The organism is Polaribacter sp. 20A6, from assembly GCF_011378915.1.
Taxonomy (GTDB): domain Bacteria; phylum Bacteroidota; class Bacteroidia; order Flavobacteriales; family Flavobacteriaceae; genus Polaribacter; species Polaribacter sejongensis.
In genome coordinates this window covers 107449-129931 of the sequence record NZ_WTPZ01000007.1, presented here as the reverse complement: position 1 = coordinate 129931, position 22483 = coordinate 107449, and the positions used below count along the sequence as shown (strand labels likewise).

19 protein-coding genes are annotated in these 22483 nt (G+C 30.4%); 9 read left to right on the top strand and 10 right to left on the bottom strand.

The window, feature by feature from the left end:
• Position 1 precedes the first annotated feature (1 nt).
• The gene (locus tag GQS57_RS15700; protein ID WP_165733809.1) at positions 2 to 1798 is read left to right on the top strand and encodes an alkaline phosphatase; all 1797 of its coding nucleotides are present in this window, start codon (positions 2 to 4) and stop codon (positions 1796 to 1798) included.
• A 420-nt stretch (positions 1799 to 2218) separates the two neighbouring features.
• On the opposite strand, the gene GQS57_RS15695 is transcribed toward GQS57_RS15700, so the two are convergent.
• From GQS57_RS15695 to GQS57_RS15680, 4 genes are read right to left on the bottom strand one after another with little or no spacing between them, the layout of a single operon-like run.
• Positions 2219 to 3241 carry a UDP-glucose--hexose-1-phosphate uridylyltransferase gene (locus GQS57_RS15695; protein WP_165733808.1) on the bottom strand — a complete coding sequence of 341 codons (1023 nt, stop codon included), beginning with the start codon at positions 3239 to 3241 and terminating at the stop codon, positions 2219 to 2221.
• A 10-nt stretch (positions 3242 to 3251) separates the two neighbouring features.
• The gene (gene galK, locus GQS57_RS15690; protein ID WP_165733807.1) at positions 3252 to 4403 is read right to left on the bottom strand and encodes a galactokinase; all 1152 of its coding nucleotides are present in this window, start codon (positions 4401 to 4403) and stop codon (positions 3252 to 3254) included.
• Positions 4404 to 4414: 11 nt separating this feature from the next.
• Positions 4415 to 5305 carry an aldose 1-epimerase gene (locus GQS57_RS15685; protein WP_165733806.1) on the bottom strand — a complete coding sequence of 297 codons (891 nt, stop codon included), beginning with the start codon at positions 5303 to 5305 and terminating at the stop codon, positions 4415 to 4417.
• 7 nt (positions 5306 to 5312) lie between these two features.
• Positions 5313 to 6305 carry a GntR family transcriptional regulator gene (locus tag GQS57_RS15680; RefSeq protein ID WP_165733805.1) on the bottom strand — a complete coding sequence of 331 codons (993 nt, stop codon included), beginning with the start codon at positions 6303 to 6305 and terminating at the stop codon, positions 5313 to 5315.
• Positions 6306 to 6473: 168 nt separating this feature from the next.
• Between GQS57_RS15680 and GQS57_RS15675 the strand changes: the two genes are divergently transcribed.
• Positions 6474 to 8102, top strand: a complete 1629-nt coding sequence (locus GQS57_RS15675) for a sodium/sugar symporter (protein ID WP_165733804.1) — start codon at positions 6474 to 6476, stop codon at positions 8100 to 8102.
• A gap of 170 nt (positions 8103 to 8272) precedes the next feature.
• Here GQS57_RS15675 and GQS57_RS15670 read toward each other — a convergent pair whose 3' ends face one another.
• Both GQS57_RS15670 and GQS57_RS15665 read right to left on the bottom strand, forming a co-directional pair.
• Complete coding sequence (locus GQS57_RS15670) at positions 8273 to 8719, bottom strand: thioesterase family protein (protein ID WP_165733803.1); 447 nt, start codon at positions 8717 to 8719, stop codon at positions 8273 to 8275.
• 78 nt (positions 8720 to 8797) lie between these two features.
• Complete coding sequence (locus GQS57_RS15665; protein WP_165733802.1) at positions 8798 to 10927, bottom strand: carboxy terminal-processing peptidase; 2130 nt, start codon at positions 10925 to 10927, stop codon at positions 8798 to 8800.
• A 352-nt stretch (positions 10928 to 11279) separates the two neighbouring features.
• Between GQS57_RS15665 and surE the strand changes: the two genes are divergently transcribed.
• The 7 genes from surE to GQS57_RS15635 all read left to right on the top strand — a co-directional run bounded on the left by surE (position 11280) and on the right by GQS57_RS15635 (position 16444).
• Positions 11280 to 12050 carry a 5'/3'-nucleotidase SurE gene (gene surE / locus GQS57_RS15660; RefSeq protein ID WP_165733854.1) on the top strand — a complete coding sequence of 257 codons (771 nt, stop codon included), beginning with the start codon at positions 11280 to 11282 and terminating at the stop codon, positions 12048 to 12050.
• Entirely contained in the window at positions 12038 to 12325 is a 288-nt protein-coding gene (locus GQS57_RS15655) for a hypothetical protein (protein ID WP_165733801.1), read from the top strand. The genes surE and GQS57_RS15655 overlap by 13 nt, the downstream gene beginning before the upstream one ends.
• Positions 12326 to 12403: 78 nt before the next feature.
• Entirely contained in the window at positions 12404 to 13525 is a 1122-nt protein-coding gene (gene lpxB / locus GQS57_RS15650; protein ID WP_165733800.1) for a lipid-A-disaccharide synthase, read from the top strand.
• 11 nt (positions 13526 to 13536) lie between these two features.
• Positions 13537 to 13662, top strand: a complete 126-nt coding sequence (locus tag GQS57_RS19155) for a hypothetical protein (protein ID WP_262887633.1) — start codon at positions 13537 to 13539, stop codon at positions 13660 to 13662.
• A 51-nt stretch (positions 13663 to 13713) separates the two neighbouring features.
• Positions 13714 to 13872 carry a hypothetical protein gene (locus GQS57_RS19010; RefSeq protein WP_240914573.1) on the top strand — a complete coding sequence of 53 codons (159 nt, stop codon included), beginning with the start codon at positions 13714 to 13716 and terminating at the stop codon, positions 13870 to 13872.
• Between the two features lie 35 nt (positions 13873 to 13907).
• Entirely contained in the window at positions 13908 to 14390 is a 483-nt protein-coding gene (locus tag GQS57_RS15640) for a C40 family peptidase (protein ID WP_165733799.1), read from the top strand.
• 155 nt (positions 14391 to 14545) lie between these two features.
• On the top strand, positions 14546 to 16444 hold the full coding sequence (locus tag GQS57_RS15635; protein WP_240915497.1) for a ComEC/Rec2 family competence protein: 1899 nt from the start codon (positions 14546 to 14548) through the stop codon (positions 16442 to 16444).
• A gap of 51 nt (positions 16445 to 16495) precedes the next feature.
• Here the strand turns inward: GQS57_RS15635 and GQS57_RS15630 are convergent, their stop codons facing one another.
• The 4 genes from GQS57_RS15630 to GQS57_RS15615 all read right to left on the bottom strand — a co-directional run bounded on the left by GQS57_RS15630 (position 16496) and on the right by GQS57_RS15615 (position 22387).
• Complete coding sequence (locus tag GQS57_RS15630) at positions 16496 to 17017, bottom strand: DUF255 domain-containing protein (RefSeq protein WP_165733797.1); 522 nt, start codon at positions 17015 to 17017, stop codon at positions 16496 to 16498.
• Positions 17018 to 17105: 88 nt separating this feature from the next.
• Entirely contained in the window at positions 17106 to 18674 is a 1569-nt protein-coding gene (locus GQS57_RS15625; protein ID WP_165733796.1) for a peptide MFS transporter, read from the bottom strand.
• Positions 18675 to 18749: 75 nt separating this feature from the next.
• Positions 18750 to 20174 (bottom strand): peptide MFS transporter, encoded by a 1425-nt coding sequence (locus GQS57_RS15620; RefSeq protein WP_165733795.1) that lies wholly within the window; start codon positions 20172 to 20174, stop codon positions 18750 to 18752.
• 11 nt (positions 20175 to 20185) lie between these two features.
• Positions 20186 to 22387: a S9 family peptidase gene (locus GQS57_RS15615; protein WP_165733794.1), complete on the bottom strand. Its 2202-nt coding sequence runs from the start codon at positions 22385 to 22387 to the stop codon at positions 20186 to 20188.
• Between the last annotated feature and the right edge of the window lie 96 nt (positions 22388 to 22483).

Here is a 22483-nt window from a genome sequence, read left to right as displayed (position 1 = left end):
AATGACACTAAATATAAAAACTTTATTCCTTGTAATTACAGTCTTTTTGGGAGTAAAAAATACAAGTATTGCTCAAAATACTGCAATTATTCACTCTCACAACGATTACAATCAATCAGTACCTTTTTGGAATGCTTTTGCAAATGGAGCAACTTCTTTTGAAGCAGATATTTTTCTAAAAGACAACAATTTGTATGTTGCTCATGATTATGAAGACATTACTGTATCAAAAACATTAGAAGCTTTATATCTAAATCCATTAGAAACTGTTTTTAATATGGAGTACAAAAAGGAAGAACAATTAATCCTTTTGATTGATATTAAATCTGATGCTGTTAAAACCTTAGACAAACTTATAGAGGTTCTAAAAAAACATACTTATATAATTAACAATAAGCAGATTAAAATTGTTATTTCCGGAAACAGACCAAAAGCTAAAGATTATGTCAATTATCCTGATTTTATCTTTTTTGATTATCAAGAATTAGAAACTTCTGTTTCATCAGAAATTTGGAAAAAAATTGCTATGGTTAGTTTAAATTTTAAACAATTTTCTGAATGGAATGGAAAAGGAAGGTTAACTCATGATGATGAAAATCGTATTGTAGAGGTTTTAGAAAAAGCAAATAAAACGAATAAACCTTTTCGTTTTTGGGGAAGTCCAGATTCTAAAAGAGCATGGAGAACTTTATCTGAAATGGGAGTTGCAATCATAAATACAGATCATCCTTTTAAATGTGTTAATTATTTTAAATTTTTACCAAGCAGATTGGTAACTGCAACTACTTTTTCTGAAGTTTACAAACCAAGCTTTAACAATGATCAAAAAGACTTACCTGTTAAAAATATTATTTTATTAATTGGAGATGGAAATGGTTTGGCTCAAATTTCATCAACAGCACTTGCAAATAATGGCGAATTAACTTTAACTCAATTAAAAAGTATTGGTTTTATAAAAACACAAGCTGCAGACGATTTTACAACAGATTCAGCTGCTGCAGGTACTGCTTTAGCAACCGGAGTTAAAACAAACAACAGAGCAATTGGTATAGGTGTAAACGGAGAGCCTTTAAAAAATATTACAGAAATTTTAAGCGAACAAGGTTTTTCTACAGCATGTATTACTACAGATAATATTTTAGGAGCAACACCTGCGTCATTTTACGCACATGCGAAAGATAGGTCTGATGATTCTGTAATTTCTAAAGATTTAATCAATAGTAAACTAAATCTTTTTATTGGAGGTGGGGCTTCTACTTTTAAAAAGACAAACCTTACTGATAACTTTAAAATAGTTTCATCTTTTAATGATTTAAAAAATACTACGGATGACAAAGTAGTTTTTTTTATGTCTGAACACGGTATGAAATGGATTACAGAAGGAAGAGGTAATGTTTTAGCTGATGCTACTAAAACGGGGCTTGATTTTTTAAGAAAAAAGGAGAAGCCTTTCTTTCTAATGATTGAAGCTGCAAAGATAGATCACGCAGGTCATTCTAATAATACTGCAGGAATTTTAGCAGAATCGATAGATTTTGATAAAGCAATTACAGAAGCTTTAATATTTGCAGATAACAACCCAGAAACCTTAGTTATTATAACTGCAGACCACGAAACATCTGGTTTTAGCATTCCGCAAGGTGATGTAAAAACACATCAAATAGAAGGTTATTTTGCTTCTTATGATCACACAGCAATTATGGTTCCTATTTTTGCTTACGGAGCAAAATCAAATGAGTTTCAAGGAGTTTATGAAAATAACGAAGTGTTTTCTAAAATTCTTAAAGTTTTAAAATAAATAAAAGGAATAGCAAATCTATTGTATAAACTGCTTAATAGTAACCTTTATGCAAAATAGGTTGTTATATAATTATATAAAGCTATAGGTGTACAAAAAAATACATTTATAGCTTTATTCATGATTCATTTTTATTCAAAAATTATATTTTTTCTTCCAATGAATCAGCCCTTTTGATAATCAGTCTTTTATCATAAATTTTATAGATATCAATCCAATTTTGAATATTCTAAATTCCTTGCTTTATGTGTACAGTTTGTCATTTTAGACAGGGTGAAAGATTATATAAGGTTTGTCAGTTGTTATTTTATTAAGGTTATGACAGTTTATAAATAATAGGTGTGCAACCTATTAAAAATAAAAAATCATCTAAAAATTGCTTTTTAGATGATTTCCGTTATTTCTAAAAGTTTGTAATTTCTACAAACAATCTTTTATCATTTTTACTGCTTGTTCTGCAGTAATATCTCTTTGTGGAGTTCCAAACATTTCGTAACCAACCATAAATTTCTTTACAGACGCGCTTCTTAATAAAGGCGGATAAAAACTCATGTGAAAATGCCAATGTTTGTTTTCGTTACCATCTGTTGGAGCTTGATGAATTCCGCTAGAATATGGAAAAGACGTATTAAAAATCTTGTCATACGCTTTTGTTAATACAGAAATAGCTTCTCCGTATTGTAATGTTTCTGCTTCTGTCATTTCTAAAATGTTAGCTAAAGGTCTTTTCGGAACAATCATTGCTTCGAAAGGCCAAATAGCCCAAAAGGGAACTAAAACTACAAAACCATCATTTTCAAAAATAATACGTTCTTGTTTTTCTAATTCTTGTACTAAATAATCACCCAATAAGCTACTGTTGTTGTTATTATAGTAGTTTAATTGTTGTGTGTTTTTTTTATCAACTTCGTTTGGTAAAGAAGATTGACTCCAAATTTGTCCGTGAGGGTGTGGATTACTACAGCCCATTACAGCACCTTTATTCTCAAATATTTGAACGTAGTTGATGTTTGGGTTTTCAGACAATTCTTTAAATTCTCTTTGCCATGCAAAAACAACTTTCTGAATTTCTGTTGCAGACATATCTGCTAAACTTTTTGAGTGATCAGGGCTAAAGCAGATTACTTTACAAATACCAGTTTCACTTTGTGCTTTTAAAAGTCCATCGTTTACACTAAATGTTGGTGAATCATTTTGCAAAGCAGCAAAATCGTTTGTAAAAACAAAAACGTCTTTATAATCTGGGTTTACTTCTCCGTTAATTCTTGTGTTTCCAGCACATAAATAACAAGATTCGTCATGTGTTGGTCTTTTTTCATTATTAACTTCTTCATTTTGTCCTTGCCAAGGTCTTTTTGCTCTATGAGGTGAAACTAACACCCATTCTCCTGTAAGAATATTAAATCGCTTGTGCGAATAATCTTGTAAATTTGTATTGCTCATTGTGTTATAGTTATTGTTTTACGATATGTGTACCTTCAGAAAGTTCAATAAAATACACTGAACATTCATTATTAAATTCATTTTTATAGGCTTCAGAAGCCGTTTCTGCGAAAGATTTTGCTTCGCTTTTATCAATTAAATTAATGGTGCAGCCACCAAAACCACCACCCATCATTCTTGCTCCAAGAACGTGTTTGTTTTTCTTAGCTTGTGCAACTAAAAAGTCTAATTCATCGCAACTTACTTTGTATTGATTAGATAAACCTTCGTGAGATTGGTAAATTAAAGAACCTAACAATTCTAGATCATTGTCTTCAATAGCTTTTGCAGCTTTTATAGTTCTATTATTTTCTTGAATAACAAATAAGGCTTTTTGATAATTTGCAGGTGTCACTTTATCAGCAACAGTTTCTAAATCTGCTTCAGTAGCATCTCTTAACGCCTTTATGTTTAACAATTCAGATACGCTTTCGCAAGCAGAACGTCTGTCGTTATAAGCACTGTCGGATAAACTATGTTTAACGTTTGTGTTTATCAACATTAATTGATGGTTTTCGAAGTCAATTTTATAAGGATTCGATTCTACAGTTCTACAATCTAAGTGCAATGCATGGTCTTTTATACCAAACATACTTGCATATTGATCCATAATTCCGCAGTTTACACCCACATAATTATGCTCTGCTTTTTGAGATATTAGAATCATTTCGTGTTTGGTTAAACCTAAATCAAACAATTCGTTTAAACCAAAAACAACACTATTTTCTAAAGCAGCAGAAGAAGACATACCTGCACCTCCAGGAATATTTCCTTTAAAGATGATGTTAAAATTGCCAATCACTTTGTTTTTATTCTGTATTTCTGCAACAACACCAAAAACGTAGTTTTCCCAACTTCCTTCTTTAGAAGGTTTTATTTTATCTAATTCAAATTTTATGGTGCTGTCTAAATCTAAAGCTATTGCTGTAGAGTTGTCAGCATCACTTTTTTGAATAGCAGCAGCAATACCTTTATTTACAGCTGCAGGAAATACAAAACCATCATTATAATCTGTGTGTTCGCCAATAATATTGATTCTTCCAGGAGAAAAAATTAATAAAGGTTCCGTTTTAAATTCTTTGATGAATGTCTCTTTAACATCCTTAATTAGTGTTGCGCTCATAATCTGCTTCGTTAATTGTTAATTATGTTTATTTTCCAAACAATGGAATATTTTTCATTTGGGTTTAATGTTTGTAATCCTATTTTATTGTTAAAACTATTAGAAACACCTGTGGTAGGCTCAATAGCAATGGTATTTAATCTAGGTGGCGTATATGCTTGTAAAAAATTACCGGTACCTGATGATTGAAAGTTTAATTGATATTTAGGAGTGTTAAACGCAACTTTATCAGAATTTAAACCCCAGCAATCATCTAATTGTTTTTTCTCGATATCTAAATGTATCATAGAATTTACAGTCTCAGATCCAGTAGTAATGTTACGGTCTCCAATAATTAATTGTTGATCACAATCAAAATTTAGAGAACTTTCTGCTAAATTATCACTGATAAAATACGGGTGCCACCCTAAAGTAAACGGAAAAGGTTTAGCGTCGGTATTTCTTACAGTAACAGATAATTCTAGACCATCATTTGTAAAAATATAAGTAACTAGAATTGTGTAGGTATACGGAAAACCATTATTTCGAATGTTTTCATTATACTCTACAGTTATTTTTGCAGTAGTTACAGATGCTTCTTTATCAATTACTTTAAACGTTTTATTGTACACAAAACCATGTAATGCATTTTGCTCTTCTTCTTGATTTTTTTCTAATTGAAAATCTTCACCATTAAAAGAATATTGTCCGTCTTTAATTCTATTTGCAAACGGAAATAAAATAGATGATGCAAACGTAGAGTCGTATGTTAATGGAGTTAAATCTTGAATAATAGCATTTCCTCCCAAAGTTAGTTCTTGCAAACTTGCTCCGTCATTTAGGTAAATTTCACCAAAAACCGTGTTTTCAGTATTTTTTACTTCTAAAATATTTGTTTCTGTGTTATGGTTTATAGTATACAATGTGTTGTTATATTGAGTTTCTAATAATTAATTTATTCGGATTTTCTATTTTATCTTGTTCTTTGTTCAAAATCATTTTAGCCAATCTTTTACCCATTTCATTAAAATCTGTAGTAATGGTTGTAATGCCGCCTTCTACAATTTCTTTCAATAAAGTGTCGTTGTAAGAAATAACGCCAATATCATTTACTAAAGTCATATTCTGACTTTTCATTTTCTTAATAATTTTTAGTAAGCTAATATCATCTAACAATACGTATAATTCTCCTTTTATTAAAGGTGCTTCTTTTACAGTGCTTAAAACTTCAAAAGGCATTGCACTTTGTTCGCAGAATTGTGTAAACCCTTTAAGAATTCCTTTGGGTTGTTTTTCTTCTGAAAATATAAGATTAATTTTATTATATTTTGAAACAAATCCTAAAGCCTTAGTTAGGTTTTCGTAGATGGATTTTTCAAAATTTTGATAGATGGATGGATATGCTGCCAAATCTTCTGGCACCTGATCTAAAATGTAGACCTTATCATCGGGTAATAATTGAATGCTCTTGCTGGTGTTTTCTAAATTTGCAGGCATAATTACATAATAATTGTAACTACCTGCATTGTCTTTTATCAGTTTTTTAAAAATAGCTTCATTAAAATGATGAAAGAAAATATCTACCTGAACTGTATCTTCTAAGTTTTCTAAAAAAGAATTATACAAATCTTCTTTAAACGAATTTAACTCATCAAAAAGTAAAAATATTTTTTGATGTACATTAATGTCTTCACTTAAAACATAATATCCTTTACCTACAATAGATTCTATGATACCTCTGTTCTTTAACTCATTAAAGGCCATTAAAACGGTATCTCTAGAAAGCTTATTGTTGTTTTTGATAGTGTTAATAGAAGGCAATTGATCTCCTTTTTTTAACAAACCATTTTCTATAGCACTTTCTATAGCATTAATGATTTGCTTATATTTAGGAATGCCTATTTCTTTTTTAACTTCTATCATAATTAATTACAAATATATACTTTTTTAGACACAAAACCTACCTGACCCTACTAGTTTGATAAAAATGTACTGAGAGACACATTTCTTTGGGCTTACAGATACATTTTCTGAAATTATATACATATATTTGACTTGTATAAATAATTAACTAAAACAAAAATAATAATTATGAAAGCAGGTTTTGAAATGTGGGACTATATAGTCTTCATAGCGTATGCCATTTTAATTTTAGGTGTAGGTTTATGGGTTTCTCGAGATAAAAAAGGACACCAAAAAAATGCAGAAGATTACTTCTTGGCAAGTAAATCTTTGCCTTGGTGGGCAATTGGTACTTCTTTAATTGCTGCAAATATTTCTGCAGAGCAATTTATAGGAATGTCTGGTTCTGGTTTTGCCTTGGGTATTGCAATTGCTTCTTATGAATGGATGGCAGCCTTAACTTTAATAATTGTTGGTAAATATTTCTTACCTATTTTTATAGAAAAAGGATTATATACAATTCCAGAATTTGTTGAAAAACGTTTTTCTACCAACCTTAAAACAATCTTAGCTGTATTTTGGTTAGGTTTATACATATTTGTTAATCTTGCTTCTGTTTTATATTTAGGAGGTTTGGCTATTGAAACCATTATGGGAGTAGATATGATGTATGCAATTATTGGTTTGGCGCTATTTGCAGCTGCATACTCTTTATATGGAGGTTTATCTGCGGTAGCTTGGACAGACGTTATACAAGTAGTTTTTTTAGTGTTAGGTGGTTTGGTTACTACTTACTTAGCTTTGAATACGGTTTCTGGAGGAGAAGGAATGTTAGCTGGTTTTTCTAAAGTATTAGATGCGGCACCAGAAAAGTTTCATATGATATTGGATGAATCTAATGATAACTATGTAAACTTACCTGGTATTTGGGTATTAGTTGGTGGTTTATGGGTTGCAAACTTATATTATTGGGGATTCAACCAATATATTATTCAAAGAACTTTAGCTGCTAAATCTTTAAAAGAATCTCAAAAAGGGATTTTATTAGCAGCATTTTTAAAATTAATTATTCCTTTAATTGTTGTAATTCCTGGTATTGCAGCGTATGTAATGGTAAACGATCCAGCTATTATGGCTAATTTAGGAGAAGTAGGTATGTTAAATGTGCCTTCTGCCGAACAAGCGGATAAAGCATATCCTTGGTTACTACAATTTTTGCCTACAGGTCTTAAAGGTGTTGCTTTTGCTGCTTTAGCTGCTGCAATTGTATCTTCTTTAGCTTCGATGCTGAATTCTACATCTACCATTTTTACAATGGATATTTACAAGCAATACATCAACAAAAATGCAGATGATAAAACAACGGTAAATGTGGGGAGAATTTCTGCAGCTGTTGCTTTAATAATTGCTGTTATTGTAGCGCCACTTTTAGGGGGTATCGATCAAGCATTTCAATTTATTCAAGAATACACAGGTATTGTAAGTCCAGGTATTTTAGCGGTATTTATCTTAGGTTTATTTTATAAGAAAACAACTAATAATGCAGCGATTTGGGGAGCTATTTTATCTATTCCAATTGCATTGGCATTAAAGTTTATTCCAATTGCAGTATTCGAACCTTGGATGCATCAAATGGGAATTACAGCTCTTTTAACGCTTATTATCATTATGGTTATGAGTAATATTCAAAACAAAGGGAAAGATGATCCTAAAGGGATTGATTTTGGAACAGATTTATTTAAAACAACTCCGTTGTTTAACTTAGGTTCTATTGCCATTTGTATTTTAGTAACTGTACTATATTGTTTATTCTGGTAGGAATTACCAAATAGTTTATATAAAAAATCGTCTAAAGAAATTTAGACGATTTTTTTTTACCTAATTTTTTAGGTTTTAGAATTGATAGCTTGTAAAGGAAGTAAGACACTGAAACATGTTCAGTGTGGCACGACAAGGTTGAATTCTTTTATTCAGTATTTTTTATACTCTTAACTTTTTTTAAGTGCTATTTCTTCAAAATCATCGCTTTTTTCGGCAGAGTCAAACAAATATTGAGCTTCTGCAGGTGGCATGGTTAGTTTTCGTTTTGTTAAATCTATCCAAGCTCCATACACTTTTATAATTGCTGATAACTCTCCTGCCTCATTAAAAACCTGATGCGTAATTTTCCAACGTTCACCATTTTTAGATAAACCAGAAAGTTTAAAATCTACAGAGATATTTTCTCCTAAATGGATTTCTTTTCTAAAAGAAGTTTCTTCTGTAAATAAAATAGGGCCAAGGTTGTGTTTTGTAAACTCTTCTATAGAGAAATTTTGATCTCTAAAATATCGTACTCTTACTTCTGCTGCATAGTCATTATATGCTGTGTGACGCATATGTCTGTTTGGGTCAAAGTCAGACCATTTTGTGTGAAATGTTACTTTAAAACTCATGTTATCTTTTTTTTGAAACAAAAAACCTGATAACATTAGACAATATTATCAGGCTTGTTGTTATTTAATATTTGGTAATTATTGTTTTACTATTTCGCTTTTAGTGTTCATTTTTAATTCACTTAAAACGTTTATAGCTTCAAAAACATAGACATCTTTCGATAAATTTTTATGCCATGCCAATCGTTTATCTGCTAGTGCTGTGTCTTTTTTAATTAATGAAAGTTCGTAAGTTGGAGAGTTAAATGTTAGATCTGATTTATAATCAAAAACAGATTTGAATTTCTCTGCATCTTTTTCATTGGCTACATTTATTTCTTCAAATTGTTTATAGTTTAAAGAGTAAGAATTATCATCTTGCTTTTGCTTTAACCATTTTGCATATTCGTTTATCAACTTAAATTTAGAATCTGTAGCAATTCTTTGTTTACTATTATTAACTACATCATTAAAATTTTGGTAAGAATTTGTTTGCACATAATCTGCCTGCTTTACTTTGTCCCAAACCAATGCGCCATCTAAATCTCTTTCGCCAAATTTCATATAACTATATCTGTCTGGCATTGCAATATCTGAATACACACCTTCAATTTGAGTAGAACCACCATTAACTCTATAGAATTTTTGAATGGTCATTTTTAGAGCTCCTAAATCTTTATCGTATTTTGTAAACTGATTAATAGGTAACACACTTTGCACGGTTCCTTTTCCGTAGGTTTGGTTACCGCCCATAATTACCGCTCTTTTATAATCTTGCATTGCTGCAGCAAAAATTTCTGATGCAGAAGCAGAAAACTCATTTACAAGAACAACTACTGCTCCTTCCCATTGAATTTCTGGATCAATATCTTTTTTAATAATTGGATCTTCACCTCTGTATTTTACTTGTACAATTGGACCTTCATTAATAAACAATCCACTAATTTCAATGGCTGTTTTTAAAGAACCACCTCCATTATTTCTTAAATCTACAATTAAGCCAGTAACACCTTCACTTTTTAAGCGTTCTATTTCTTGCTCCATGTCTTTTGCAGAATCTCTATAACTTTCCTCATTAAAATCGATATAGAACTTAGGTAAATCTATAATCCCGAATTTTTTACCGTCTTTTTCTACAATACTAGATTTTACAAAAGTTTCTTCTAGCTCTACAACATCTCTAGTAATAGAAATTACTTTGGTTGTACCATCTAATTTTTTCTTAACGGTTAATTTAACTTCAGTACCTTTTTTTCCTTTGATGAATTTTATAGCATCGTCTAAACGCATTCCTACAATATCTAAAGGTTCTTTGCTTCCTTGGGCAACTTCTAAAATAACATCACCAGGCTCTAAACTTCCTTCTTTCCATGCAGGACCTCCAGAAACCAATTCAAAAATTTCGGTATAAATTCCTTTTTTTACTAAACGTGCTCCAATTCCTTCTAATTTACCAGACATATCTTGGTCAAAACGTTCTTTAATACTTGGAGCCATGTAGGTTGTGTGTGGGTCAAAAGCACCAACAACACTGTTTAAAAAAGTAGAAAACCAATCTTCATGTTCTAATTCTTCAATTCTAACATATAAATCGTCCATGTTTTTAAGAACTTCTGCGCGTGCCTCTTTTTCAAGTTCATCAAAACTTTTTGTTTTGTGATTTTTATCTTTAAGTACGTCAGCCTTTTGTTTGTCTAATTTATCTTGAATTCTAATAAGAGTACTTAATTTTAGTTGCTTACGCCAGTAGTCTATTAATTCGTTTTCATTTTTAGCAAAAGGAAGTTCTTCATAATTTACATCAATGGTTTCCGTTTTGTTAAAGTTAAAAGGTTGTTTTAACAAATCTCCATAATATGATTTTGCATTTTTAATTTTACTTGTAAATCGTTCATAAACCAAATTGTAGAAAGAGATATCTTCTTTTAAAAGTTGATTATCGATTTCATATTTGAATTTAGAAAAATCTTTCATATCCTTTTGGGTGAAATACCTTTTACTTGGGTCTAAACCATCAATGAATTCTGTATACACATATTCAGAAAAATCATCATTCATGTCTTTTACAACAAAATGACTTCTGGTAAGTATATTTCTAAGAATGTAAACTAAAATTTTATCTTTTTCAGGATCTGAATTGGTATCCGTATTAGCAGCTTGAGTTTGCAAGCTAGTTGCAAATAGAAGTATTGCTAATAAAAATGTGGTGATTTTATATTTTGTTTTCATATTTAGTTCTGTCGTTGTTTTAATTCTAAAATTACTCTTTTTGCTTTGCTAAACTACTAAAATAATGCCAAAATTATTTACTAGGTTCTAGACTTATTTGTTTTTTGCTGTTTTTGTTTAAGCATTAAATTATGCTTTTTTCTTTCAATTTATACTTTTAAACTTCAAGAACAGCTTTCTTTCTTACAATATTACGCAAAAAAGAGAAATTGTATTCTTTACAAAATGTTAAAAAGGAATCGTATAAAATCAATTATATTTGCTTAAAATAATTTAGAATTTAAAGTTCAATTTTTAAATTGAAAACTACCTTTAACTTTGAATTCTAAATTTTGAACTTTAAACGATTATGATGCAAAACAAACCATTAATTTTAATTACAAATGATGATGGAATTACAGCTCCTGGTTTAAGAGCTTTAATTAGAATAATGAATAAAATTGGTGAAGTTGTTGTAGTGGCTCCTGATAGTCCGCAAAGCGGAATGGGGCATGCAATTACTGTCGATAATGTTTTAACATGCAATGCCATAACTATAGATGATGGTCCACAATTAGAATACACTTGTTCTGGTACGCCTGCAGATTGTGTAAAAATGGCGGTGAATGAAATTTTAAATAGAAAACCAGACTTATGTGTTTCTGGTATTAATCATGGTTCTAATGCCTCTATTAGTGTTATTTATTCGGGTACTATGAGTGCTGCAATAGAAGCGGGAATAGAAGGAATACCTGCCATTGGTTTTTCATTATTAGATTTTAAATGGCATGCAGATTTTAAACCATCGGAAGAGTTTATAAAAAATATTACATTAAATGCGTTGCTAAACGGAATTCCGGAAGGCATTGTTTTAAACGTAAATATTCCGAAGTTAAAAAAGGAAGAAATAAAGGGCGTTAAAATTTGTAGACAAGCAAATGGGTATTGGAAAGAAATTTTTGATAAACGAAAAAATCCAATGGGAAAAGAATACTATTGGCTTTCTGGTGAGTTTATAAATAAAGACAAAGGGCAAGATACAGATCTTTTTGCCTTAGAAAGTGGTTATGTTTCTGTTGTTCCTGTTCAGTTTGATATGACTGCACATCACATGATTCAAAAATTAAACGCTTGGGAACTGTAAAAAAACATATTTTAATAGGCGTATTGGTTTCATTATTTGCCACTTTTGGAGGTATATTTTTATATTTAGAATATATTTCGAAATTTGGATTTTACGAAACCATCGATTTAATTAAAGAAGGAGAATTGTACGGTAAAGTATTGTCTTTAGCTGCAATTCCTAATTTATTTGTGTTCTTTATTTTTATCAAAAAGAAACAAGACAACAAAGCAAAAGGAGTTTTATTGGCAACCATTTTAATTGCATTAACTACTTTAGTTTTAAAGTTTTTCTAACAGAGATAATGTCTCCTCGAGCGCAGTCGAGAGGTTTAATAAGGTCTCGACTGCGCTCGACCAAACAAGTGAAAACTTATGAAATATTACATAATTGCTGGTGAAGCTTCAGGAGATTTACATGGCTCTAACCTAATGAAAGCATTGTATAAAGAAGATGCAAATGCAGACATTCGGTTTTGGGGTGGAGATCTAATGCAAAATGTTGGCGGAACTTTGGTTAGTCATTATAAAGAAAGAGCTTTTATGGGCTTTTTTGAAGTTATAATGAATCTTTCTAAGGTGTTGGGTTTTATAAAATTTTGTAAAAAAGATATTGCCCAATTTAAGCCAGATGTACTTATTTTGATTGATAACTCTGGGTTTAATTTACGCGTTGCAAAATGGGCAAAAGAACAAGGTTTTAAAACCAATTATTATATTTCTCCGCAAGTTTGGGCAAGTAGAGCAAGCAGAGTAAAAGATATTAAAAGAGATATCGATAAAATGTTTGTTATTCTTCCTTTCGAAAAGGAGTTTTACGCAAAATATGATTATAATGTCGAATTTGTTGGGCATCCTTTAATTGATGGAATTGCTGGGAAAAAACAAGTAAAAGAAGCTGCTTTTAGAAAAGAATATAACTTAACAGACAAACCTATTATTGCGTTGTTACCGGGAAGTAGAAAGCAAGAAATTACAAAAATGCTCTCTGTAATGTTGTCTTTAATCGATGATTTTTCTGAGTATCAATTTGTAATTGCTGGTGCTCCAAGTCAAGATTTTAGTTTTTATCAAAGTATTATTGGTAATCGTAAAGTGTCTTTTATCAACAATAAAACGTACGATTTGTTAAGTATTTCTTATGCTGCAATTGTAGGGTCTGGTACCGCAACTTTAGAAACCGCTTTGTTTAAAGTGCCGCAAGTAGTTTGCTATAAAGGTGGGAACATTTCTTATCAGATTGCCAAAAGAATTATCACTTTAAAATTTATTTCTTTGGTGAATTTAATTATGGATAGAGAAGTGGTTAAAGAATTAATTCAGAATGATTTTAATAAGAAGAATTTAAAAACAGAATTAACCAAGATTTTAGATGATACCTATCGAGAGAAACTTTTTTTAGAATATTTTGAATTAGAGAAAAAATTGGGAGGTAAAGGTGCTTCAGAAAAAGTGGCGAAACAAATTGTAAGTGATTTAAAAAAAGAAGATAACTAGTTTTAAATCGTATGAACTATAATAATAAAAAATTTAGAGTTGTTCAAAATGCTGATAATGGTGAAACTTCGAAAGAAACTATTTTCACATACAAGCAAAGAGATAATATTTTAACATCTAAGTATAAAGGCGGATAAATAGTAAAAGGTCATTTAATAGGTCTTGTAGATGAACACGGAAATATAGAAATGCGTTATCATCAAGTGAATCTTAAAGGAGAATTAATGACAGGTATTTGTTATTCTAAACCTGAAATTGCTGCTAATGGAAAAATTACTCTTTATGAAAATTGGACATGGACTTCTGGTGATAAAACAAGTGGAACTTCTGTTTTAGAAGAAGTTTAATGAAAGTACAAATGATAGGTAAAAGAATATTTAATATGAAGAAATGGAGTTTTTTAATAGTTGTAATTTCTTTATTATTAAGTTCTTGCTCATCCACTAAAACGGTTGTTAAAAAGACACCAAAACCAATTACTAAAGCAGATAAAATAGTAGCAAATGCCTTAGAGTATAAAGGTGTTCGTTACAAATTTGGAGGAACTACCAATAGAGGGATGGATTGCTCTGGAGTGATATATGTTGCCTTTGGAAATGAAAACGTACAATTGCCAAGAATCTCTAGAGATATGGCAAAGAGAGGTGATAAAATTGCTTTAAGTAAAGTTAAAAAAGGTGATTTATTGTTCTTTAAAACTAGTAAAAACAGACGAGGAAATATCAATCATGTTGGCTTGGTGGTTTCCCATTCAAAAGGACAAATTAAGTTTGTACACGCCACTACTTCTAGAGGTGTAATTGTTTCTACACTATCAGAAAAATATTGGAAAAATGCCTTCGTAAAAGCAACAACAATCTTGTAATTAATAGTTAACGTTTTTTTTAGTAACTTTAACTTGCTATGAAAAGGTTGTACAATTACATACCCTTGCACTTTGTTGTGCTTGTAATTATTGGAATTTGTTTCCAGTTTTTTACTCAATTTTGGACTTTTAGTTTTCTTAGAACCACGATTTTTTTGCTAGGTTTAACTGTTTTATTTTTTCTGATAAAACATAAGGTTTTAAGAACATGTACTGCTTTTATTTTATTCTTTGGTATCGGTGTTTCGGTTGTTTATGTGAGTGATGACAGAAATTATGATTCATATTATCAACATCATTTAAAAGATAATTCTAAGGTTGTTTTACAGATTCATAAAATATTAAAACCTGGGAATTATTACCAAAAATATGAGGCTGTAATTGTTCAGGTTGATGATCTGAAAACTAGAGGAACAATACTTTTAAATGTTAAGAATGATAGTAGTGCAAATTCGTTGCAAATTGATGATCAGTTATTCTTAAAACCTACTTTAAAAGAGCTAATTCCGCCTTTAAATCCGCATCAGTTTAATTACAAATCTTATTTAGCAAAACAAGGTATTCATCATCAATTATTTGTGGATACAAATCAGTTTTTAAAGCTTCGTTCTCAGTCAACCTCTTTGTTTGGTTTATCAGCTATCTTTAGAAATAAAATTCAGGAAGCGTTACATAAATACAATTTTAAGAAAAATGAATTAGCGGTTATAAATGCGCTATTATTAGGGCAGCGACAAGATATTTCTAAAGAATTGATTGTAGATTATCAAAGAGCAGGTGCAATCCATATTTTGGCAGTTTCTGGCTTACACGTTGGTGTTATTCTGTGGATTTTATCTTTCGTTTTTAAACCTGTTGAAAGAATTAAGTACGGGAAATTTATAAAAACACTCATCATTGTTTCATTACTTTGGATGTTTGCCTTTATCGCAGGTCTTTCGGCGTCGGTAGTTAGAGCTGTTACTATGTTTACTTTTTTAGCCATCGGATTGTCTTTTCAAAGAAAAAATGTCGTGGAGTTTTCTTTTATTTCTTCCATGTTTTTTTTATTGTTGATAAAACCTATGTTTTTGTTTGATGTTGGTTTTCAACTCAGTTATTTAGCAGTTTTTGGTATTCTTTGGGTACAACCTAAGTTATTTGAAGTTTACAATCCTAGGTTTATTCTTTATAAGAAGATTTGGCAATTATTCACTGTTTCAATAGCAGCTCAAATAGGAATTTTGCCTTTAAGTATTTATTATTTTCAACAATTTCCGGGATTATTTTTAGCATCGAATCTTGTGATTATTCCTTTTTTAGGGGCAATTTTAATAGGAGGGATTTTAGTTATTATTACATCACTTTTAAATATTCTACCTCAGGTTTTAGCAAATATATATGGAATGATTATTTCCTGGATGAATGATTTTGTAAGTTGGGTTTCTCATCAAGAAGAATTCTTGTTTAAGGAAATTTCCATTTCATTTATTGCTATGTTGTTTTGGTATATATTCTTGTTTTTAGGAGTTTCTTTTTTTATCAAAAAATCACCTAAAAATTTGATTTACTTTTTAGTTTCAATACTATTTCTACAAACTATTTTTCTGATTGAAACGAAAGAAAATAAATCGAAAGAAGAGTTGATTGTATTTCATAAAAGTAGGTTTTCTATCATAGGAAAAAGAGTAGGTGAGCAGCTCTTTTTACAACACGATTTAGATAGTGTAAGGTTGAAAAATGAAAATAGTATTAAAACATATCAAATTACAGAAGGTATTGATGAGGTTAAAGAAATCAATTTTAAGAACTTTCTTCAATTTTCTAAAAAGGATATTTTACTGATTGATAGTTTGGGAGTTTATACCATTTCGGGAATGGTGAAACCAATTGTAGTGTTGCAATATTCACCAAAAATAAATTTATCAAGATTGATAAAAACAATAAAACCATCACAAATTATTGCAGATGGTTCTAATTATAAGAGTAATGTAAGTCGTTGGGAAGAGACTTGTTTAAAATATCATATTCCATTTCATTATACAGGTCAAAACGGAGCGTTTGTTATTAAGTAAGTTTCTTACAAGGTTTCAAAAAGCTTGTAGGTATTTATAGCTACAATAGTATTATTTTAAATTACTTTTAAAATCGGTATTAAAGTCTTCCCATTTCTTAGTTTTGTATAATTCTTCAGAAAAATAGACCAATACTTTTTCCATTATTTCCTTATCTAAATAACCAGGAATTTTATCTAATAATTCTACTTCTTCCGATAAAAATAAAGTAGTAGGATACGATAATTGACCATCCATTAAAGAAGCTGCAAGCTGGTGGTAACCACGTCTGCCTTCTTTTTGAAATTTAAACGTATGATCATTAAAAACGATATCCTCTTTGCCTTCACCATCTAATTTAACAGCATAAAAGTTTTTATTGATATAATCACCAATGGTTTTATTAGCATAAGTGTTTAAGTCCATTTTTTTACAATAGCCACACCAATCTGTATAGATATCAACTAAAATAGGTTTCGGGTTTTCTTTGTTTAATTCAATAGCCTCTTCAAAACTAAGCCATTTAACATTTTCTTGCGCATTTGTATTTGTATAAAATAACGAAATCGCAAAAAGTAGAATAAGTTTCTTCATAGTGAATAGGTCGTAATGTTTTTGTCGAATTTACAAAAAAAAAAAGAGCCTTATAAAAAGCTCTTTTCTTCAAATATTTTTGAGGAGTTTATTTTACTCCGTGCATTAGTTTCTTTAATAATGGTGTTAGGCTCATTACTAAAACACCAGCAATGATAGGTACAAAAGTGAAAATTAAAAAGAAAGTACTCATAGAGTATTTAGTTGTTATTTCATCAATCATTCCACCCATTGAACCAGCTATTTTATTTCCCATACCAACTGCAATATACCAAAGACCAAACATCATTGCAATCATTTTTCCTGGTACTAATTTAGAGACGTAAGACAAACCTACAGGAGATAAACTTAATTCACCTAAAGTGTGAAGTAAATATGCTAAAATAAGCCAAATAACACTTACAGAAGCCGTTTTTGCTCCTTGAGGAATGCTAGCAGATCCATAAGCTAAAACTAAAAATCCTAATCCTAATAATATTAATCCAACACCAAATTTAACGGTTGCTGGTGGATTGAATTTGCTTTCCCATATTTTAGAAAATAATGGAGCAAATGTTATAATAAAGAACGAGTTTAAAATACCAAACCAAGAAGCAGGTATTTCCGTAGAAACTTCACTAAACTGGTTTTTTAACATGATGATTACGATGATCCAAATTATCGCAAAACTGATTCCTAAGAAAAGATTAGATAATGCATATTTTTTAAAAGTAATTTTAAATAAACTAATTAAAACATAGGTAATAATCATTAAAGGTACAACCGTAAGTAGTGTATTTGAGATTCTAAAAATATTTGCAGCGCTACCTTCTAATACTCTATTCGTATAATCTTTAGCAAAAATAGTCATAGAACCGCCGGCTTGTTCAAATGCGGCCCAAAAGAAAATAGTAAAAAAGGCTAAAATACCAACAACAATATATCTGTCTCTCTGTACATTGCTAGGTACATCATCATAACTCTTTTCATCTTTGTTAGCAACTGCATCAGATAAATCAACAACTTTACTAGGTTTTGTACCCACATTACCAAAAATGCTTTGAGCAAAATAGAATTGTAACATTCCGAAAAACATAAAAATACCAGCTAAACCAAAACCAAAATGCCATCCATAAGTTTCACCTACATAACCACAAAGCATAATACCTAAAAAAGCACCGGCATTTACACCCATATAAAAAATAGTAAATGCACCATCTTTTTTTTCTTGAGCGTTTTTATAAACACCATTAATAATTGAAGTAATATTAGGTTTAAAGAAACCATTTCCTGCAATTAGTAAACCAATACCAACATATAATGCCCAAGGAGTATCGAATGCCATGGCTGCGTGTCCAAGTGTCATTAATAGAGCACCTATAACTACCGCATTTCTGTATCCTAAAAATCTATCGGCTAAAATACCTCCAATAATAGGAGTAAAGTACACTAACATAGTATAAGTACCATATAAACTTAAAGCGTCTTCACGACTCCAAGCCCAACCACCATCTGTTAATGATGAAATTAAAAAAATAACTAATAATGCACGCATTCCATAATATGAAAAACGTTCCCACATTTCTGTGAAAAATAAAATAAATAAACCTGCTGGGTGTCCTAGCAATAATTTATTGTTCATTTCTGAACCTTCAAATCTGTATTTAGCGGTGTTCATGTAAAAAAGTTAAAATTATTTAAGAATAACAAACCTCATTAAGATATCGTTTATGAGGTTTATTATTTTGTTTCATTAATTATCTGCTAGTTCAAAACCTTCTGTTTCTTCATTTTTAATTGCTTGCCTATCTTCAGCTCCATGTGTTAGCCTCTTTAGAGGTTTTAGAATTGCAATTAATAATAAACCAAAAATAGTACATGTTATTGCAATTCCTGTAAACACTTCAAAATCTCCAGCATCTTCAGAAAGTCCACCAATAAAACCAGCAACTTTATTACCTAAACCAGTTGCTGCAAAATAAGCACCCATCATTAAAGAAGCGTATTTTAACGGTGCTAACTTAGTGATAAAAGACAATGCAACCGGAGAAGCACAAAGCTCACCAATGGTATGAAAAAGGTATGCTAATATTAACCATATCATTGCAGATTTTTCTGCTACTTCGTCTCCATTCATTACTACTTCAGAAGCAGCTTTACTCATAAAGAAAAAACCAAAAGCCATAATAATTACACCGATAGCCATCTTAAATAAAGAAGAAGATTCTCTTCCTTTCTTTTTCCAATTATACCAAAATCCACCAACTGCTGTACCTAAAACAATAATAAAAAAGGCATTTACAGATTGAAAAACAGCTGCAGGAATTTCATTCCCAATTAAAGGTAAAGAGAACGATAAAATTCTATTTGTTTTTTGTTCTGTATATAAACTCATTAACCCTCCGGCTTGTTCAAAAGCACCCCAAAAAACAATAATAATTAAGAAAGATAAGAACATTACTAACATTCTATCTTTTTCAATTTTTGTAAGAGGTTTTTTTAGTAACTCTTTGTTTGGTGAATCATCATTTCCAATAAAGTCACCAACATTACCTAAATACTTTATACCATACATATATACAATTTGACCTAGCGCCATACCAATACCTGCTAAACCAAAACCATAATGCCAGCCATATTTAGCGGCTACTGCACCAACTAAAATAGCACCTAAGAAAGCTCCTAAGTTAATTCCTATATAGAAAACGTAAAAACCTTTATCTCTTCTTTCGTCTCCTTGTTTGTACAAACCACCAACCATTGTAGAGATGTTTGGTTTTAAAAAACCTACACCAATAACAATAAAAAGAAGTCCTGTAAAGAATGCCCATTGTGCTTCTACTGCTAAAATTCCGTGACCAATACATAGTAAAATTCCTCCCAGCATTACTGCTTTTTTCTGTCCTATATACTTATCTGCAATCCAGCCTCCAGGAATGGAAGTTAAATACACGAACATGGTATAAGTTCCGTAAAAAGATAAAGTTTCACCGTTAGACCAACCAAAACCAGATTGTGGATCTCCTATAATAATTGGAGCAGCAAGATATAAGGTTAAAATTGCACGCATTCCATAATATGAAAAACGTTCCCACATTTCAACAAAAAATAATACGTACAATCCTACAGGATGCCCAAATAATTCTTTTTCGTGTGGTTCTTTTATTAAATTACTCATAGTTTATCCTTTTATTTAGTTGATTCTGTATTTAAATTTTCGTCGATAAAGTTAGTCATTTTTGTGAACAAATTTAAACGAGTATTTCTTCCTTTATAAATTCCGTGTGCTCGGTCTGGTACAATAAACATATCAAATTGTTTATTGGCTTCAATTAAAGAATTTATCATTCTATAAGAGTTTTGCACATGTACATTATCATCACCAGTTCCGTGAACCAATAAGTACTTTCCTTTTAATTTATCAGCATAGTTAAATGGCGAATTATCATCATAACCACTTGCGTTTTCTTGCGGAGTTTGCATATAACGTTCTGTATAAACAGAATCGTAAAAACGCCAAGAGGTAACCGGAGCTACTGCAATTGCTGTGGTAAAAATATCATTTCCTTTTAAAATACAATTGGTGCTCATAAAACCACCATAAGACCATCCCCAAATACCAACATTATTATTGTCTATATAAGAATGCTCTACTAATTTTTTTGCTGCTGCTATTTGATCTTCAACTTCATATTTACCCAATTCTTTTTGAGTCACTTTCTTAAAATCTGCACCTTTGTAACCTGTTCCTCGTCCATCAATACAAACTACAATCATTCCTTTTTGAGCTAGCATATTGTGCCAATAATCATTACTTCCGTTCCAAGTATTTCCAACTTGTTGAGAACCTGGGCCAGAATATTGAAACATTAATAAAGGATATTTCTTGTTTTCATCAAAGTCTAAAGGTTTAATCATCCACATATTTAAGTCGTTTCCATTGATATTGATTGTAGAAAACTCTTTAGGACTCATTTTATATGCTGATAACCTTTCTTTTAAAGCATCATTGTTTTTTATCACTTTTAGCATTTGCCCTTTAGCAGTGTATAAAGAATAAATAGGAGGTGTTTCTGCTGATGAATACGTGTTAATAAAGTAGTTTAAGTTTTTACTGAATGACGCAGTATTTTGTCCACTTTCATTACTTAATAACTGTTTCTTTTTTCCTTTTAAGTTGATAGAATACACTCCTCTGTTGATAGATCCGTTTTCTACAGATTGATAATAGATTGTTTTCTTTTTTTCGTTAAAACCGTAATAGTTGGTTACTTCCCAATCTCCTTTTGTAATTTGATTGATTAATTTTCCATTAAAATCGTAATGATAAATATGATTGTAACCATCTTTTTCGCTAGTCCAAATAAAACTGTTATCTGCTAAAAAAGTAAGATTGTCAGTAATATCTACATATGCTTTGTCTGTTTCGTTTAATAATAAAGTAGCAGTAGCATTTTGCGAATTAACTTTGTGTAAGTTTAAGTCATTCTGATGACGGTTTAAAGTAGTTGCCACTAAAATATCTGTATCATTAGACCATTTAATTCTAGGAATATATTCATAATCTCCTAAAGAAATTGTTTCTGTATTTTTAGATGAAATCGTGTACATGTGTAAAGTAACATCTGCATTTTTCTCTCCTGCTTTAGGATACTTAAAAACTTGTTGTGTTGGGTATAATTCTGTACCTACAACATCCATAGAAAAAGTAGGAACGTTGGTTTCATCAAAACGTAAAAAAGCTAAATGAGTTCCGGTTTTATTCCATTCAAAAGCTCTTACAAAAGCAAACTCTTCTTCATACACCCAATCTGTAATTCCGTTGATGATTTCATTTATTTTACCATCCGTAGTAACTTGAGTAATTTTGTTAGAAGCTACATTTTTAATAAAAATGTTATTGTCCTTAGCATACGCTACATTTTTATTATCAGGAGAAAAAACAGGTTCTTGAATTGCTTCACCAATTAAAGTCAATTCTTTAGAAGCAATATCATATGCATAATACGTTCCTTTTTTAGAATGACGATAAATTTGCTGGAAGTTGGTTCCTAAAATCAGTTTGGTTTCATCATTATTAAAACTATAAGAAGAGAAACTATTTAAACCTTTTAAATCTGTACTATTTACAATTGTTTCAACTTTTTCTAAAGTTTTGTAACTGTATTTATCCACAGTAACCGATCTAGATGCTCTGTTAAAATCTAAAACAGCATAATAATCGCCATTCATAGAATTTAAAGAATTCATTCTATCAGCAGAAAATGTTCCGTTCCAGATTTCTTCTAATGTTATGTTTTTTTTGTTTGATGTTTTACTTGCATTTACTTGTGCAAATGTTATACAGTTAATTAATAGTAAAATAACTGTAAGGGAGACTCCTTTTCTCATTGTAGACCTTGTATTTGATAAAAGTTTGCCAAGTTTACGTAAAAATCCATAAAAAATATCTTAAAAATCCATAAATGTTGATTATCTATTAATGTT